The sequence below is a fragment of the Streptococcus sp. 2022WUSS037 genome, from assembly GCF_044427225.1.
GTDB lineage: Bacteria > Bacillota > Bacilli > Lactobacillales > Streptococcaceae > Streptococcus.
The window spans coordinates 40765-56145 of the sequence record NZ_JAOTGJ010000005.1; the positions used below are offsets into that span (position 1 = coordinate 40765).

At 41.1% G+C, this 15381-nt stretch carries 7 protein-coding genes, 1 tRNA gene and 1 pseudogene; 7 read left to right on the forward strand and 2 right to left on the reverse strand.

Features of this window, described 5'->3' with window-relative positions; translation table 11 throughout:
- Window positions 1-52: 52 nt before the first annotated feature.
- Window positions 53-715 (forward strand): helix-hairpin-helix domain-containing protein, encoded by a 663-nt coding sequence (locus tag ODU55_RS03610; protein WP_398581903.1) that lies wholly within the window; start codon window positions 53-55, stop codon window positions 713-715.
- Entirely contained in the window at window positions 699-2936 is a 2238-nt protein-coding gene (locus tag ODU55_RS03615) for a DNA internalization-related competence protein ComEC/Rec2 (RefSeq protein ID WP_398581904.1), read from the forward strand. Before ODU55_RS03610 ends, ODU55_RS03615 begins: the two co-directional genes overlap by 17 nt.
- Before the next feature lie 320 nt (window positions 2937-3256).
- On the opposite strand, the gene ODU55_RS03620 is transcribed toward ODU55_RS03615, so the two are convergent.
- A complete protein-coding gene (locus ODU55_RS03620; RefSeq protein WP_398581905.1) occupies window positions 3257-8890 on the reverse strand; it encodes a G5 domain-containing protein in 5634 nt (1877 codons plus the stop codon).
- A gap of 333 nt (window positions 8891-9223) precedes the next feature.
- On the opposite strand from ODU55_RS03620, the pseudogene ODU55_RS03625 reads away from it, so the two are divergent.
- From ODU55_RS03625 to ODU55_RS03645, 5 genes and pseudogenes are all read left to right on the forward strand, one after another.
- Window positions 9224-9775: pseudogene (locus tag ODU55_RS03625) on the forward strand (MBL fold metallo-hydrolase); the annotation flags it as partial.
- Window positions 9776-9893: 118 nt separating this feature from the next.
- On the forward strand, window positions 9894-10925 hold the full coding sequence (gene holA, locus ODU55_RS03630) for a DNA polymerase III subunit delta (protein WP_398581906.1): 1032 nt from the start codon (window positions 9894-9896) through the stop codon (window positions 10923-10925).
- Window positions 10926-11002: 77 nt separating this feature from the next.
- Window positions 11003-11608 carry a superoxide dismutase SodA gene (gene sodA, locus ODU55_RS03635; RefSeq protein WP_099870896.1) on the forward strand — a complete coding sequence of 202 codons (606 nt, stop codon included), beginning with the start codon at window positions 11003-11005 and terminating at the stop codon, window positions 11606-11608.
- A 262-nt stretch (window positions 11609-11870) separates the two neighbouring features.
- On the forward strand, window positions 11871-13895 hold the full coding sequence (locus ODU55_RS03640; RefSeq protein WP_398581907.1) for a bifunctional metallophosphatase/5'-nucleotidase: 2025 nt from the start codon (window positions 11871-11873) through the stop codon (window positions 13893-13895).
- A 195-nt stretch (window positions 13896-14090) separates the two neighbouring features.
- A tRNA-Arg gene (locus ODU55_RS03645) sits at window positions 14091-14162 on the forward strand.
- A gap of 37 nt (window positions 14163-14199) precedes the next feature.
- Here the strand turns inward: ODU55_RS03645 and ODU55_RS03650 are convergent.
- A complete protein-coding gene (locus ODU55_RS03650; RefSeq protein ID WP_398581908.1) occupies window positions 14200-15294 on the reverse strand; it encodes a tyrosine-type recombinase/integrase in 1095 nt (364 codons plus the stop codon).
- Window positions 15295-15381 lie beyond the last annotated feature (87 nt).

The following is a 15381-nucleotide window of genomic DNA, read 5'->3' on the forward strand; positions in this document are numbered from 1 at the left end:
CAGCTTGCGGGTTTTTTGTATTTTTTACGAACTATATAGGTGGAGGTAATTTATGGATACAATCAAAACTTATATAGAAATGCTTAAAGAATACAAGTGGCAGATTGCTCTGCCAGCAGCTGCAGGTTTGTTTCTGACGACATTCTTAATTTTCAGCCAACCAGCTAAGTCTGACCAGACAGGACTGACAGACTTTTCACAGCTAGAGCAAACTTCTAGCAGCTCTGAGTTGGTCGAGGAAACCAGTACAGAAGCAAGCAAAGAGATGATCCAGCTGGTCGTTGATGTCAAAGGAGCGGTAGAAAAGCCGGGGCTTTATACTTTAGAAGAGGGTAGCAGGGTCAATGATGCGGTGGAGGCAGCTGGCGGCTTGACTAGTCAGGCAGACCCCAAGTCTATCAATCTAGCTCAGAAGCTCAGCGACGAGGCGGTGGTCTATGTGGCTAGTAAGGACGAAAACATCTCGGTGGTGGCCAGCACGACTACCAGCTCTGCTATGTCCCAAGAAGAAAAAAACACCAGTCAGATCAATTTGAATACGGCGACCGAGGCGGACCTGCAGACCATTTCGGGCATCGGTGCCAAGCGGGCGGCGGACATTATCGCCTATCGTGAGGCTAACGGCGGCTTCAAGTCGGTGGACGACCTCAACAATGTTTCGGGCATCGGCGACAAGACCATGGAAAGCATCCGACCTTATGTCACGGTTGAGTAAGCTTCCCTGCCAGCCCATCCACCTGGCAGTTTTGGCGGTGGCGGTCTACTTTTCAGTCCATTCGTTTTCTCTTTTGACAATGGGCCTGCTCAGTCTGTTGCTAGCTGTCTTTTGGTCTCGGCAAGGTAAGGCAGTTTTCCTCAGAACGCTGCCGCTTCTAGCCCTGTGCGGTCTGTTTTTCGGCTGTCAGAAGGTCCAATGGGAGCGGGTAGCCCAGTCAGCCCCGGAGCAAGTGACAACTGTGCAGGTCATTCCCGATACCATTGACATTAACGGCGACAGCCTGTCTTTTCGTGGTCGGGCTGACGGACAAACCTATCAGGTTTTCTACAAATTAGCCAGTCAGGAGGAGCAGGTCTATTTTCAAAAGTTGACAGGCCTGGTCCAGCTAGAAGTGGAAGCAGAGGTCAGCCTGCCAGCTGGTCAGCGGAATTTCAATGGCTTTGACTATCAGGATTACCTGAAAACACAGGGCATTTATCGGACAGTCAAGTTAACGGCGATTAAGAAGATTGTCCCTGTCCAGTCTTGGAATGTTTTTGACTGGCTGTCAAGCTGGCGGAGGCAGGCCTTGGTCTATATCAAAACCAATTTTCCAGCACCCATGAGCCACTACATGACAGGACTCTTGTTTGGGGAGCTGGATAGCGAGTTTGACCAGATGAGCGACCTTTATTCCAGTCTGGGTATCATTCATCTTTTTGCCCTGTCTGGTATGCAGGTGGGCTTTTTCATCGACAAGTTTCGTTGGATTTTGTTGCGTTTGGGCTTGACCAAGGAAACGGTAGATAAGTTGCAGATTCCCTTTTCTCTTGTCTATGCTGGTTTGACAGGCTTTTCGGTGTCAGTAGTGCGGTCCTTGGTCCAAAAAATTCTGGGCAATATGGGCTTGCGGAAGCTGGATAATGTTGCGGTGACGGTCTTTGTCTGCCTGCTGGTGCTGCCCCGATTTCCACTGACGGCAGGAGGAGTGCTGACCTTTACCTATGCATTCTTGCTGACGGTCTTTGATTTTGAGGACTTGGGGCAGGTCAAAAAGGCTGCGGTGGAGAGTTTCAGTATTTCGCTGGGGATACTACCTGTGCTTATGACTTATTTTTATGCCTTTCAACCCTTGTCTATTCTCCTGACATTTGCCTTTTCCTTTATCTTTGATGTCCTGCTTTTGCCAGGTTTATCAGTTATTTTTCTCCTGTCACCTCTGGTCAAGATAACTTGGGTCAACGGATTTTTTGTCTTTATGGAAAACATCATTGTCTGGGTGGCAGATTTGGGATTTCGGCCTTGGATACTGGGTCAGCCGTCTGGGGTGGTCCTTTTGCTTTTGCTGGTCAGCCTTTTCTTGCTCTACGATTTCCACAGGAAGAAAAAATGGCTTCTAGGACTGGGCCTGGTCCTCGCTCTGCTATTTTTCATGACCAAACACCCGCTGGAAAATGAGGTGACGGTGGTGGACATCGGGCAGGGGGACAGCATCTTTTTGCGGGATATGAGAGGGCGGACGGTCCTGATTGATGTGGGCGGTCGGGTAGATTTTGCGGCCAAGGAAGAGTGGCAGGAGCGGTCTTCGCAGGCAAATGCAGAGCGTACCTTGATTCCTTATCTGCATAGTCGGGGCGTGGACAGGATTGATAGTTTGGTCCTGACCCATACCGACGCTGACCATGTGGGCGATGTACTGGAAGTGGCGAAGCAGGTCCAGATTGGACGGATTTACGTGTCGCCTGGAAGCCTGACGGTGCCTGACTTTGTAGCAACTCTGAAAAAAATCAATGTTCCTGTCTATGTGGTGAAAGTGGGCGACCGATTGCCGATTTTTGACGCCTATCTGGAAGTCCTCTATCCAGATGGGACAGGAGACGGTGGCAATAATGACTCTATTGTCCTTTACGGTCGCTTGTTGGAAACTAATTTTCTTTTTACTGGGGACTTGGAGCAAGGGGAGTTAGACTTGATAGAAACCTATCCCAACCTGCCTGTCGATGTCCTCAAAGCTGGTCACCACGGCTCCAAAGGTTCTTCCTATCCTGAATTTCTAGACCATATCGGAGCCAAGATTGCTCTGGTATCAGCAGGAGAAAATAACCGCTACAAGCACCCTCACCAAGAAACCTTGGAACGATTTGACAATCGGAATATCCAAGTCTATCGCACAGACCAGCAAGGAGCCATTCGCTTTCGAGGTTGGAGGGAGTGGCAAATTGAGACGGTGAGGGAATGATGATATGAAAAAAAGGATCTATAATTTCTACAGTGGATTTGCTCACTATAGAAATTATAGAGTCCTTTAAGGGAGTTGGGTGGCATAGGCCTATTAGTAAGTTTATGCTATTCTATTCAATACTGTTTTCTTATTTCCAAAGAGTTTTTTTATCTCTTGGGAGAGGAGGTAGACGATTAGTATAGATCTGGTCGACTTTCAAAAGTTCCCATCAGAAGGAGGGAGTCGTCAATGTCATAAGAATTAGAAGTAACCCTATGTTGAACTGTCTCAAAAAGTTAGACGGAAAAGTCTAACTTTTTTTGGGATGGAAATACATATTATTTACTCTTCCTTTTATTTTTGAGAAGAGTTGAGATAGCCCAACCAAGTCCTAAAGATACTAGGAAAATGTATCCCAATCTAGATAGGAAGTTTTCTTTTTGCTCACCAGTTTTTGGTAATAGTGCGCCATTGGTTTGTTGAAGCTGGCTCGGAGAAACGATAGCATCATGTTGTCTATTCGACAGATATTCTATCGATTTTGGTGTCTCTGCGAGCTTCATTGGAGTAGGGATTGCTTCATTAGTTGGCAATGTTGGTGGCAAAATCGGTACAAGATTTGGAGTATCTGGTTTTTCTTCCTTGTTTGGGAGGTTATCGGTACTGCGACTTCCGATTTTGATAACTTGTTCAATCGGCTCAAGGAGGATGGTATCAGAAATAATTTCTTCATTGTTTCTTCCAACGACCGCTCCATTTATGAGAGCAATAATTTGTCGTTGACCGTCTTTTCCTTGTACAAGGATAATTTCTTCTCCCTGTTTCAACTGATTATCCACGATGTATTTCGTTTGGAAAGGAATTGGTATGATTGTTGTACTCCATTTGAGTTCAGGTTTTATGTGTTGTTCAGGAGCAGTTTCGGGAACTTTTATTTCTAAAGTTCCGATTTTCACGACATGCTCAACTGGTTCGATTGTTTCCGTTACGGTGTTCGCAGTAATGTTTCCAGTTTTGGTATCCAGTGTGTAGGTCGTAGTGATGGTTTCCTTGCCTTCTTTCCCTTGAGTGACGGTCTCTATGTGTCCTTTTGGCAATTCAGGGTCTTCTACGGTAGTTGTCTTGTATTTCAAGACGTTGGTTACAACAACTGGTTTTGTACCGACAACGACAATTTCGTTTTGCGGTTTTTCGATACTTTCTCTTACCGGCTCAGAACCTTCTGTTTCAGTAATTTTATCTTTTCCAAGTTTTCCGCTAGAGATGGTTTCTTTTTCCCCAGCCGTTCTGTTTTCATCGGCTTGATAGATAGTTGTAAATGGAACATCTTCAAAACGAACGGTTGTTTGAGGGGAAGATTTGGTTCCGATTTTCACAACTTTTTCGACTGGTTCGATTGTTTCCGTTACGGTGTTCGCAGTAATGTTTCCAGTTTTGGTATCCAGTGTGTAGGTCGTAGTGATGATTTCCTTGCCTTCTTTCCCTTGAGTGACGGTTTCTGTGTGTCCTTTTGGCAATTTAGGGTCTTCTACGGTAGTTGTCTTGTATTTCAAGACGTTTGTTACAACAACTTGTTTTGTACCGACAGCGATAATTTCGTTTTGCGGTTTTTCGATGCTTTCTCTTACCGGCTCAGAACCTTCTGTTTCAGTAATTTTATCTTTTCCAAGTTTTCCGCTAGAGATGGTTTCTTTTTCCCCGGCTGTTCTGTTTTCATCGGCTTGATAGATAGTTGTAAATGGAACATCTTCAAAACGAACGGTTGTTTGAGGGGAAGTCGTATAGCGCCAGTAACCTGTATAGAAATGCTGTTTAGCAGTACTTTCAGAATCAAGTTCCCATCTGTCAAAGACCCATCTTCCATCCCCCTCTACAACTATTTCAGTAATCGCTTCTGGCTGTGGAATCACTTGATTAGGACTTTCCTTATCTTCTGGCAATAAATCTTCGACTTCACTTGGCAACATCTTATCAAGTTCTACGGACTCAAAATAATATCTTGCTGAGTAAGGCTGATGATAGATATAATTTCCGTCCTTGTCCATTTCAAGTATTTCATCCAGCGGTATTAGCTTGACGGAAAGCCCACTTTGTTTAGAAGCAACAGTGACGAATGTTTTACCGTCTGATTCAGAGAAATTCATATCTTTGCGTTTAAACAGGATAGTCGCTTGTCCGTCTAAATCTTGTAAGGCTAATTGTCCCTTATCTGTGAATTCTAATATTCCATCTCCTTTAAGTGATTGGAAATGCACAGCTAAATTACCCAAGTTAAGTCGGCTACCATTTTCGATAGTTAAGGTTTGTTGGATTGGTGTGATTGATTGACTGCTTAGCGAGATAGAGGAAGCATGTTTTAAAATAAGATTTGAGATATGGTTTAATTCTACATTACTTGCCTTGCTATTATTGAAAATAAGGGTTACTTGATTGGTTTCAGGTGCTTGGAATTTATTGACCTGATTGCTTTCAGAAGTGATTACAACAGGAGAAGGTGTAGTCACTTCGACACCGTTTTTAATTTGTGTACCATTTGCAATCGCAATATCTGCGGCATTTTGGACGGTCATCTTATCGAAGACAGTTTCATTTGTATTTAAAATCTTCAAACTGGATTCCCGCTTATCAGTTGCATCTGCTGATGAACCTACAATTAGACTAGGGCGTTTATCAGTTTGACGATTGGATATAAGAGTGGATACATGATCCATTGTCACCTGACCATTGATGTAGATATTTCCTGGGACATTACTTTCTGTTAAAGCATGAATGCTTAAATTTCGAAGGGTGACGTTATTCGAGATTTTAATACTCTCATTAAAAATAATTGCATTTTCACTGCTATCACTCTCAATGGTAACTGCTTTATTGATGACGAGTGGAGTTCGCTCGGTGGCATTGCCGACCAGTTTGATGATAGTACCATCTGTAGCTTTCTGCAAGGCTTCAGCCAAACTTCCCATAGGGGTATCTTCTGTCAGTCCTTGTCCGTTTCCGCCATTTTTGACATAGATAATGTCAGATTGTTTTGGTGCTTCAAAGATACTAGTTTCTAGATTGTTAAACTGTAGAGCTTTGTTTAGAATATCTAATTTAACTTTACGGACATTAGTTGCTAACCGAGCAACTGAAGCTTTTTGAGCTGCTTGGTCTAACTGCGTTTGAGTAACAGTGGAACGACTGTTAAGTAGACTGTTAATTGAATTTCGATAGGTGGTTAATACTGCTAAATCAGCTTTTATAGCTGTTTCTAACTCTTTCTCCAATTGGCTAGTTTGCCACAATTGATTAACCGGTTCCTTATCTTCTAACCGTTTGTATTGTGCTTTTTTGAAACTAGCCCAATCTGAATATTCGTTTCCTAAGATTGCTTTAAAAGCTTCTGAGTCGCTATTGTATCTGTTACTAATGTAACTTATAAAGGCATCCCAGCCTTTCCATGCCAATATTTCATATGCATGTCGCTTGAAAGAGATATCTCCAACGGTATTATTTCCACTTGGAGCTTCTGAAGCACCGTAGAAGCTTTCTAGAAGTGGGACATGATCATATTGGTTATGACTTAATTCCGTTAGGATAGGGGAAATTCCACGAGGGATAAACTGACCACTGACTGCATCTTGGTCAACCAAATCATTGATGCTAGTTGGTTTAGTAAGTGAAGCAGCCGTCAACTGCCCATAGGGGAGAAATGCATCGTTGGTAGAAGGGAGACTGGTGGTTGTCGTGCTAGTGTTAGAAGTGGTATTGCGAGGTACTTGGACGACCTTATTGAAATAAATAGCTAATTCATTTTCTGCTAGGGATTTTAAAGCAACCCTCGCTTCAACAGCTTCTAAATAAGCGACTAAATCAACAAGATTTTTTGTGTAATTTGCTAACTTTTCTGTAGAAGTTTGAGGTGTCAATGCTTGAGTACGATTTGGACTGTCAGCAATAGTGAGAGCGGTATTCAAATTAAAGACAGGTTTGTACTCACCAGGGATACCGTTTTGTGTGTTATCAATTACTTCAAATAAACCTCGTGCATACACTTCAGGTCCTTGACCAGCTCGTCGACCTTCTTTTCGATAAGTTCCACCGAACAACCTAGCCTCATCGTTTGTATGAGTCATTTCGTGAGTGAACAGTGCGACACCTGAAAGGTTGCTGTGCATAAAGCGTGTCTCGTAGGCTTTAATCATATTTTCACCGTTTGCAACACCTCCTAGTCCAACTCCTGAACGAACATAATTTTCCCAAAGATTCATTGGAGAGAAGAAATTGAGTACCGCAGAATGTGCAGAAGCACCTTCGTTAGGTGACCAAGTGTGTGCTTTGGTGGTCTCGTTATAGACATTCATCGTATCTACTGCTAGTGTAAACGGAATAGTTGTACTATCTTTTTTAGCAGAGTTAAGGAAAGTCAACCAATTTTCTTGGTAGGTAAGGATTGTATCAAAGAAAGTAGATGTAGGTTGCTGTTTCCCACGTTCTTTAGTAAAGTTTTTCAACTCAGGGTACAGGTCTGTATACGAATCTAAAAGCCCAAGAGTCAAACTGTTGCTAGTACCCGCAACGTAAATTCCTTTTCCTTGTGAGAGGATAGGGAGAATGTAATCTGGCTTATTTGTTTTTAATAATTCAAAGATGGAGAGGTTCGGGCTAGTTCCAATCAGTGCCTGAGATTGTTCTGTAAAGTAGCTATTTACATCTTTTCCTTTAGATTGAGCTATTTTTTCAACTAATTCAGCAGTAGATTTGGTACCAGTGTATTGAGAAATTTGGCGTTCTTTAAACTGATTTTGATTAAGATTTAAGGCAAGTGACCGTTTATCAGTAATACGACCACCATAAGCCATCAATCGGTCATAGGCACTTGTCTGGTCAGTTTGGATATTACCGATTGTGTGGGGAGTAAAGACAAGAGTTTGTGGTAAATCTTTTTCAAAGGAGTATTGTTGCTGGAGGTATAGGACACCACGATACAGTTGACTAAGATTATTTTTTAGAGTTTCAACTGTAAGCCCTGATTTTTCCGTAAGTAGCTGACCATTGTTAAATGCAAGTAGTTGTTGGAAAGTGTTTTTCGCCTCAGGCGCAAGAGCTTCAATACTCGCATCTTCGTAGAGGTTTTTGTTTGCTTCAATCAGCGCTAATTTTGTTGCTTCAGCGGACCTTTCTTGGTCAGTCAAGTGCTTGTAATTAGGATCCGACTTTAGTTGTTTTATAAGCGGAACAAAATATTTTGTTAAATCAGAAATACTTAAACTCTCTTTAGGTTTTACAACATCTAGTAAAGCTACTTTATCAGCGCTAGTTTCAAAGTTTGTGAGAATAAGGTTGTTAAGAGTTTGTTTCTCTTCAGCGTTTAGAGATGCTATCGTTTTAGACGGAGTGATGCTTCCATTTTCAATTGCTTGGATAGCAGTATCATTTCCAGTCACAGTAGTTGTGGGGCTTGTATTTGTTGCGGCACGAAGGGCTGTTGTTCCTTCGCTTGTGTTAGGTTGCTCTGCTTTAAGACTGGCGTCGATAGTTTCTATTTTAGAGGATGATTCAGGGGAGTAAAGAGCAGTAGTTTCCGTTGGTAACTCTACTTCATTTACTGAGCTCTCTGTTGAAGATGAAGTTGTAGTGGTGTCTCCGGTATTTGCAAGGTGGTCAGTATGACTGGCGGTAGATTCGGGTACCGCTTGTTCCGGACTGGTGCTTTTTTCTGTATCAGTTTGTCCCTCAACCGTATTATCTATGGTGATTTCTTCTTGAGTAGTAGTTTCCGTATTTTGAATGCTCTTTTTATTGTTAGGTGTTTCCGTAGGTTGAGTAGGGATGTTTTCCTCTTCTCCTGTTGCGTTGCTAACAATAACTTCAACACTCTTTTCAGCGGCTGCTACAGTACTGTTTCCTTGAGTAAGAAATGCAAATCCGATACAAATGGACACAACACCGATTGATAATTTTTTTATAGAAAATCTTTGTTTCCGTTCCATATTTTCCCCTTTTCTAGTTCATGTTGTTAGCTAGAATATAACATAAATTAAGCGTTTTCGCAAACATACTGTATTTTGAACGGTTGTTGCTTACTTTAACTAACTAAGAACCTATATTATTTGTCTATACTTCTTTCTAAGGCTAGATTTTAAGCTCTTCACCATTCGTTTCTCTAAAATACAGTCAGTATTCACCAAACTACCGAAAATCATCTTTTATCTAAAAGTACTTCATTTGTGAATATTGGTTCTTTGACAGTGAAAAAATCTTAATTAGAACTATTTCATTTTTCTTTTCAAATTAAGTGAATATTTAAGTATATAACCTGTATGGAAGATGGTGAAATCGTCTCAACCTTCCCTAATGCACAGATTTACATCAATGAAATTGAGTGGAATGAGGTAAGAAATCCAAATCCTAGAACCCGAGGGACCTATCTCAAGGAGAATTGGGAAGCCATCCAATCGCAAGTAATCACTTTCGGTGAATCGATAGAAATTATTCCAGGAATTGAGATGCATCGAACCGGAGGTCATAGCAATGGCCACTGCTTGATTCTCTTAAAACAAGAACACCAAACCATCATTCATATGGCCGATACCGTTCTGACTCACGTTCACCGCAATCCACTTTGGGTGGCTGCTGTGGATGATTATCCTATGGATAGCATCGCCGCTAAGACAAGGTGGACAAAAGAAGCTTATGAAAATGGCTACATTTTCTTGTTTTACCATGATCCATTTTACTCTCTGCTCCAATTTGACCCGTCTGGTCAAGAAGTCGTAGCCTATATGGAAAGACCGCGACCTCCAATTGTTCCTTTTACGGAGAAACAAGATAGGCGACTGGTCATTCCCGCAACTGCGAAAAATTTAGCGAACTAAAATGATGAAAAGCATGAAATCAAGGTATCTCAGCAATTGATTTTGTGTTTTTTCTTTTTTGACATTTTGCCAGCCTCATCGTTTTTGTGGTAAAATGAAAACAGAATATGAGGTATACATGTTAGTTATTGGACAGATTGAGACATTAAAAAAAGAGAAATTAGGCCCCTTGACTGTTTTATGCGGTGAAGATGTCGGCCAATATCAGATTGCAAAAGATTTATTGTTGCGACAAATCGATTTCGATCCTGCAGACCTTGGTTTTGCCTATTTTGATATGTCAGAGGCGGATTATAGTCAGGTGGATTTGGATTTGGTTTCTCTTCCATTTTTTTCAGATGAAAAAGTTGTCATTCTTGATTATTTTGCTGACTTGACGACGGATAAGAAGCGGCATTTGACGGATGACGAGCTCAAGCAATTTGAGGCTTATTTGGAAAATCCAGTTGACACGACACGATTGATTATCCTAGCCCCAGGGAAGTTAGATAGCAAACGACGCTTGGTCAAACTCCTCAAGCGAGATGGTCTGATTTTGGAAACTAGTCCTCTGAAAGAAGCCGATTTGCGCCAGTTTTTCCAGAAGGAAATTGGTCGCCTAGGTCTAAATATGGGGGGAGATGTTTTTCAATACCTCCTTGGAAAATCTAATTTTGACTTTGCCGAAATCAGTAAAAACCTAGCTTTTTTACAGTCCTATAAGGGACAAAAATTGATTACGATGGCAGACATTGACGCTGCCATTCCTAAGACCTTGCAAGACAATATTTTTGACCTGACACAGATGGTTCTCCAGTCCAAAATGGATGAGGCCCGTCAGCTGGTTCGTGACTTACGATTACAGGGAGAAGACGAAATCAAACTAATCGCCATTATGCTGACCCAATTTCGGACTTATTTGCAGGTTCAAATTCTTCAAGAACAGGGCAAAAGTGAGCAACAGATGGTGGCAGAATTGTCAGAAATCATGGGACGGAAGGTCAATCCATTCCAAATTAAATTTGCCCTTCGAGATTCCCGCTACCTATCCATTGGATTTTTGAAAAAGGTAGTTCGCTTGTTGATTGAAACGGATTACCACATCAAGACCGGTCAGTTTGATAAGGATTACTTATTTGATCTTGCCTTGTTAAAAATTGCAACATCGTGATTATCAGACAAAAAAATTGAAAAGGCTCTCACATTGGAGTACAATAGGTATATCAATTAGTATAGGAGAACAAATAAATGGCAATTATTTTACCAGACCTTCCATACGCTTACGATGCTTTGGAACCACATATTGATGCAGAAACAATGACCTTGCACCATGACAAGCACCATGCGACTTATGTTGCAAATGCAAATGCTGCCCTTGAAAAACACCCTGAAATCGGTGAAGACTTGGTAGCTCTTTTGTCAGATGTAGAGAGCATTCCAGCTGATATCCGCCAAGCCCTTATCAACAATGGTGGTGGTCACCTCAACCACGCTCTTTTCTGGGAGTTGCTTTCACCAGAAAAAACAGAAATTTCAGCAGAATTAGCAGCTGATATCGATGCAACTTTTGGTTCATTTGATGCCTTCAAAGAAGCCTTCACTACAGCTGCAACAACTCGTTTTGGTTCAGGCTGGGCTTTCTTGGTTGTCAATAAAGAAGGCAAGTTGGAAGTTATCTCCACTGCTAACCAAGACACACCAATCATGCAAGGTTTGAAACCAATCTTGGCATTGGACGTTTGGGAGCATGCTTATTACCTCAACTACCGTAACGTCCGTCCAAACTACATCAAAGCCTTCTTTGAAGTGATTAACTGGAATAAGGTTGATGAACTTTATCAAGCAGCTAAATAACAACAGTTCTCTTCCGTTTGGAAGAGATTTTTTAGTTGCGAAGAGTACTTTGGAGAGAATTGTGTAAGGGAAGAGGGCTGATTTTTCGTATTATGGATAAAAATAACAAGATATTTTCAGAAAAATGATGCAAAAGTAAGAATAAACGAATATTTTTATAATTTTTTGTTATAAATGACTGATTTAATATTGAAAAGCTGTAAAAAAAGGATTATTATAGATATGTCAATATGAAAAAAATAGAAGGAGCATTGTTTTGCTTATGAAAAAGAATATTCGGTTGAAAAGCAGTGTACTAGCTCTTGTAGCTGGTTTTAGTGTCATTACAACACAGGCTGTTTTAGCAGATGAATTAGCTGTCCAAATTATGGGAGTTAATGATTTCCATGGTGCGCTTGATACGACAGGGACAGCGCGATTGGAGGGGGAAACAGTTCGGAATGCAGGAACTGCAGCCTTGCTTGATGCTTACATGGATGATTCGCAAGCAGAATTTGAAGAAACAGCAGCAGAAACAGAAACACCTGCAGAGTCTATCCGTGTTCAAGCCGGAGATATGGTTGGTGCAAGTCCATCGAATTCTGGACTTTTACAAGATGAACCAACTGTAAAAGTCTTTAACAAAATGGATGTTGAATATGGTACTTTGGGGAACCATGAGTTTGATGAGGGACTTGATGAGTATAACCGTATCATGACTGGTGAAGCTCCAAAAGAAGGCCAGTTTAATGAGATTGTAGATAATTATACTCATGAAGCTGCTAAACAGGAGATTGTTATCGCCAACGTTATTGACAAAGAGACGGGTGAAATTCCGTATGGCTGGAAGCCCTACGCTATTAAGACTATTCCTGTAAATGATAAAGAAGCAAATATTGGCTTTATTGGTGTAGTTACGACAGAAATTCCTAATCTTGTTTTGAAGAAAAACTATGAGCAGTACACTTTTTTGAATGAGGCAGAAACGATTGCTAAATATGCGCGTGAGTTAGCTGAAAAAGGTGTAAATGCGATAGTTGTACTGGCTCACGTCCCAGCTACAAGCAAGGATGGTGTGGCTGCTGGCGAAGCTGCAGATATGATTGCTAAGCTAAATGAAATCTATCCTGAACACTCAGTCGACCTTGTGTTTGCTGGTCACAACCATGTCTATACAAACGGTACAACAGGCAAAACCTTGATTGTACAAGCTACCTCACAAGGTAAGGCTTATGCAGATGTTAGGGCTGTTTATGATACAGATATTGCCGACTTTAAAGAAGTTCCGACTGCGAAAATTATTGCAGTGGCACCAGGGCAGAAAACACCAAGTCCAGAAATTCAGGCGATTGTAGACGAAGCAAATACCATCGTTAAAAAAGTAACAGAGCAAAAAATTGGTACGGCTAGTCAAGCGACAGATATTTCTCGCGAGGTAAATGAATTTAAAGAAAGTGCTGTGGGTAATTTAGTAACATCGGCTCAATTAGCTATTGCTAAGAAATCAGGTTATGATGTTGACTTTGCAATGACCAACAATGGCGGGATTCGGGCAGATTTGAAGGTCCAAGAGGATGGAACAGTTACTTGGGGAGCAGCACAAGCTGTTCAACCATTTGGGAATATCCTACAAGTCGTTCAAATGACAGGTGAACAGATTTATACAGCCTTAAATCAACAATACGATGAAGGCGAAAAATATTTCCTTCAAATGTCTGGAGTTAAATATATCTACACGAAAGCAGATAATCCAACGGAAGAAAATCCTTACAAGGTTGTTAAAGCCTTCAAAGAAGATGGAACGGAGATTGTTCCGACAGAAACCTATACACTTGTCATCAATGACTTCCTATTTGGTGGTGGGGATGGTTTCTCGATTTTCAAAGAAGCTAAACTGATTGGCGCCATCAATCCAGATACAGAAGTATTTGTTGAGTATTTGACTGATTTAGAAAAAGCAGGTCAAACGATTAGTGCAACTATTACAGGTAGAAAAGCATTTGTAGAGGAGTACGTAGAAGAACCAAAAGCAGAAGAAAAAGGAGATACTGCTGGGACAACTACCGATACGAAAACACCTGAAAAAGCAAACGACGGTGGCGGTAGTGTAGCAAATCAGAAAGCAAACGAGCAACCGGCATCATCTGGAAGTGTGGCTCCTGTTTCAAATAAGAAAACTGAAAAAGCATCAGGGAATCAAACACTTCCAAATACCGGTCAAGAAGCCCTAGGCTCACTTCTTATTAGCTTGGGTGGCTTAGTTTCACTCGGAATGGCTGTCTCAATGAGACGTAAGGAAGGGGAATAGGAATCAAGCATAAAAACGACAAACTTTCGAAGTATGTTCTAGGAGCGCTTCTTTTAGAGACTATCATGAGAGGAATACATAAAAACAATTGTCTTTCATCTTAGAATAGGTTCTGCTTTTTGTAAAAATTTGAAAAAACTTATATAACCTTGCTCTTGCAATCTGCTCTCTTCTGGGTTACAATAGAGAGGCAGACTTCCCTTAGTTAAATGGATATAACAAATTCCTCCTAAGAATTAGTTGCAGGTTCGATTCCTGCAGGGGAGATAAAAACACGACAAAAACCCTTGATAAACAAGGGTTTTTAACTTTCTTGACCCAAATTCGCCCCAAATTTTTCCATTAAATTTCTGACTTTGTCGAACGATTGTTCTTGTTTAGCTTTGAATAAGTGCGAATATGTTTTCAATGTCTCCGTTGCATCTTTGTGCCCTACTAACTTGGCAATGGTCACAACGTCCACATCATGATAGATTAGCCAACTAACGTAGGTATGACGCAAGCCGTGGACATTAAATGTTTGACGTGTCTTTTTCTTTAAAATTTTATTTTCTCCAGTCCCCGTCAATTTGATAAATAATCTTTTATCTGGATTATCTATATATCCAACTTTCATGTACTCGTCGTATGCTTTCAGCCACTCGCTGTCAAATGGCACATCTCGTTCTGATTGAGGATTCTTAGTAGGTCCCCAACCTTTCTTCTTTCCGTAAACTTTGTAAGTCCTGTATATTCGTAAACACATATTTTCGCGGTCAACGATAGGCTCTGTAATGCCTGCTGCTTCCGAGAAACGAAGTCCGGTTTTTCCGATAGTGTACAGGAAGAAGTGGGACTGGTACTTAATTGTCTTTCGATAATCTGTGATTAATTGTTCATATTCATCTAGTTCCAGGTACTTATCCTCCTCTTTCTTGGATTCGACATCGGAGAAAATCTTGACAATTTCGGTAAAATCTTTTTTTAAAATTCCCTGGTGGATAGCAACTTTAATTGCTGCCCTTATATGCGAATTGAACCTTTTGACACTATCTTTCACATAACATTTTGCCAGTTCGTTTATAATGTTTTGATAGGAAGTAGCGTTTATTTTCGAGAGTTTCGTTTCGTGAAAGTATATAGTAATCAGTTTAAGGGTATATTCATATTTACCAAATGTTTCTGGTCCGACATGAGGCTTCTTGTGGACAAGCATCCATTTTTCAAAGTATTCAGCAAGGGTAATGTTCTTATCTTCCACAATGCCGTTGGACAGCTCAATTTCAGCTTGGGATGCTGCTTGAACAGCCTCTGCCTTGGTTCTATATCCTGACTTAGATTTCTGCTTATATGAGCCGTCTGGGGCTTTATATGAGATACGGTATTCCCATCCGTTATCCCTTTTTCTAAAATATGCCATTGATTTACCCTTTCTAATTTGATAAAATGGGTATAGTAAAGAGACCTACTGCAAAGCAGGTTTTTACTATACGGAATTCCCCTACAC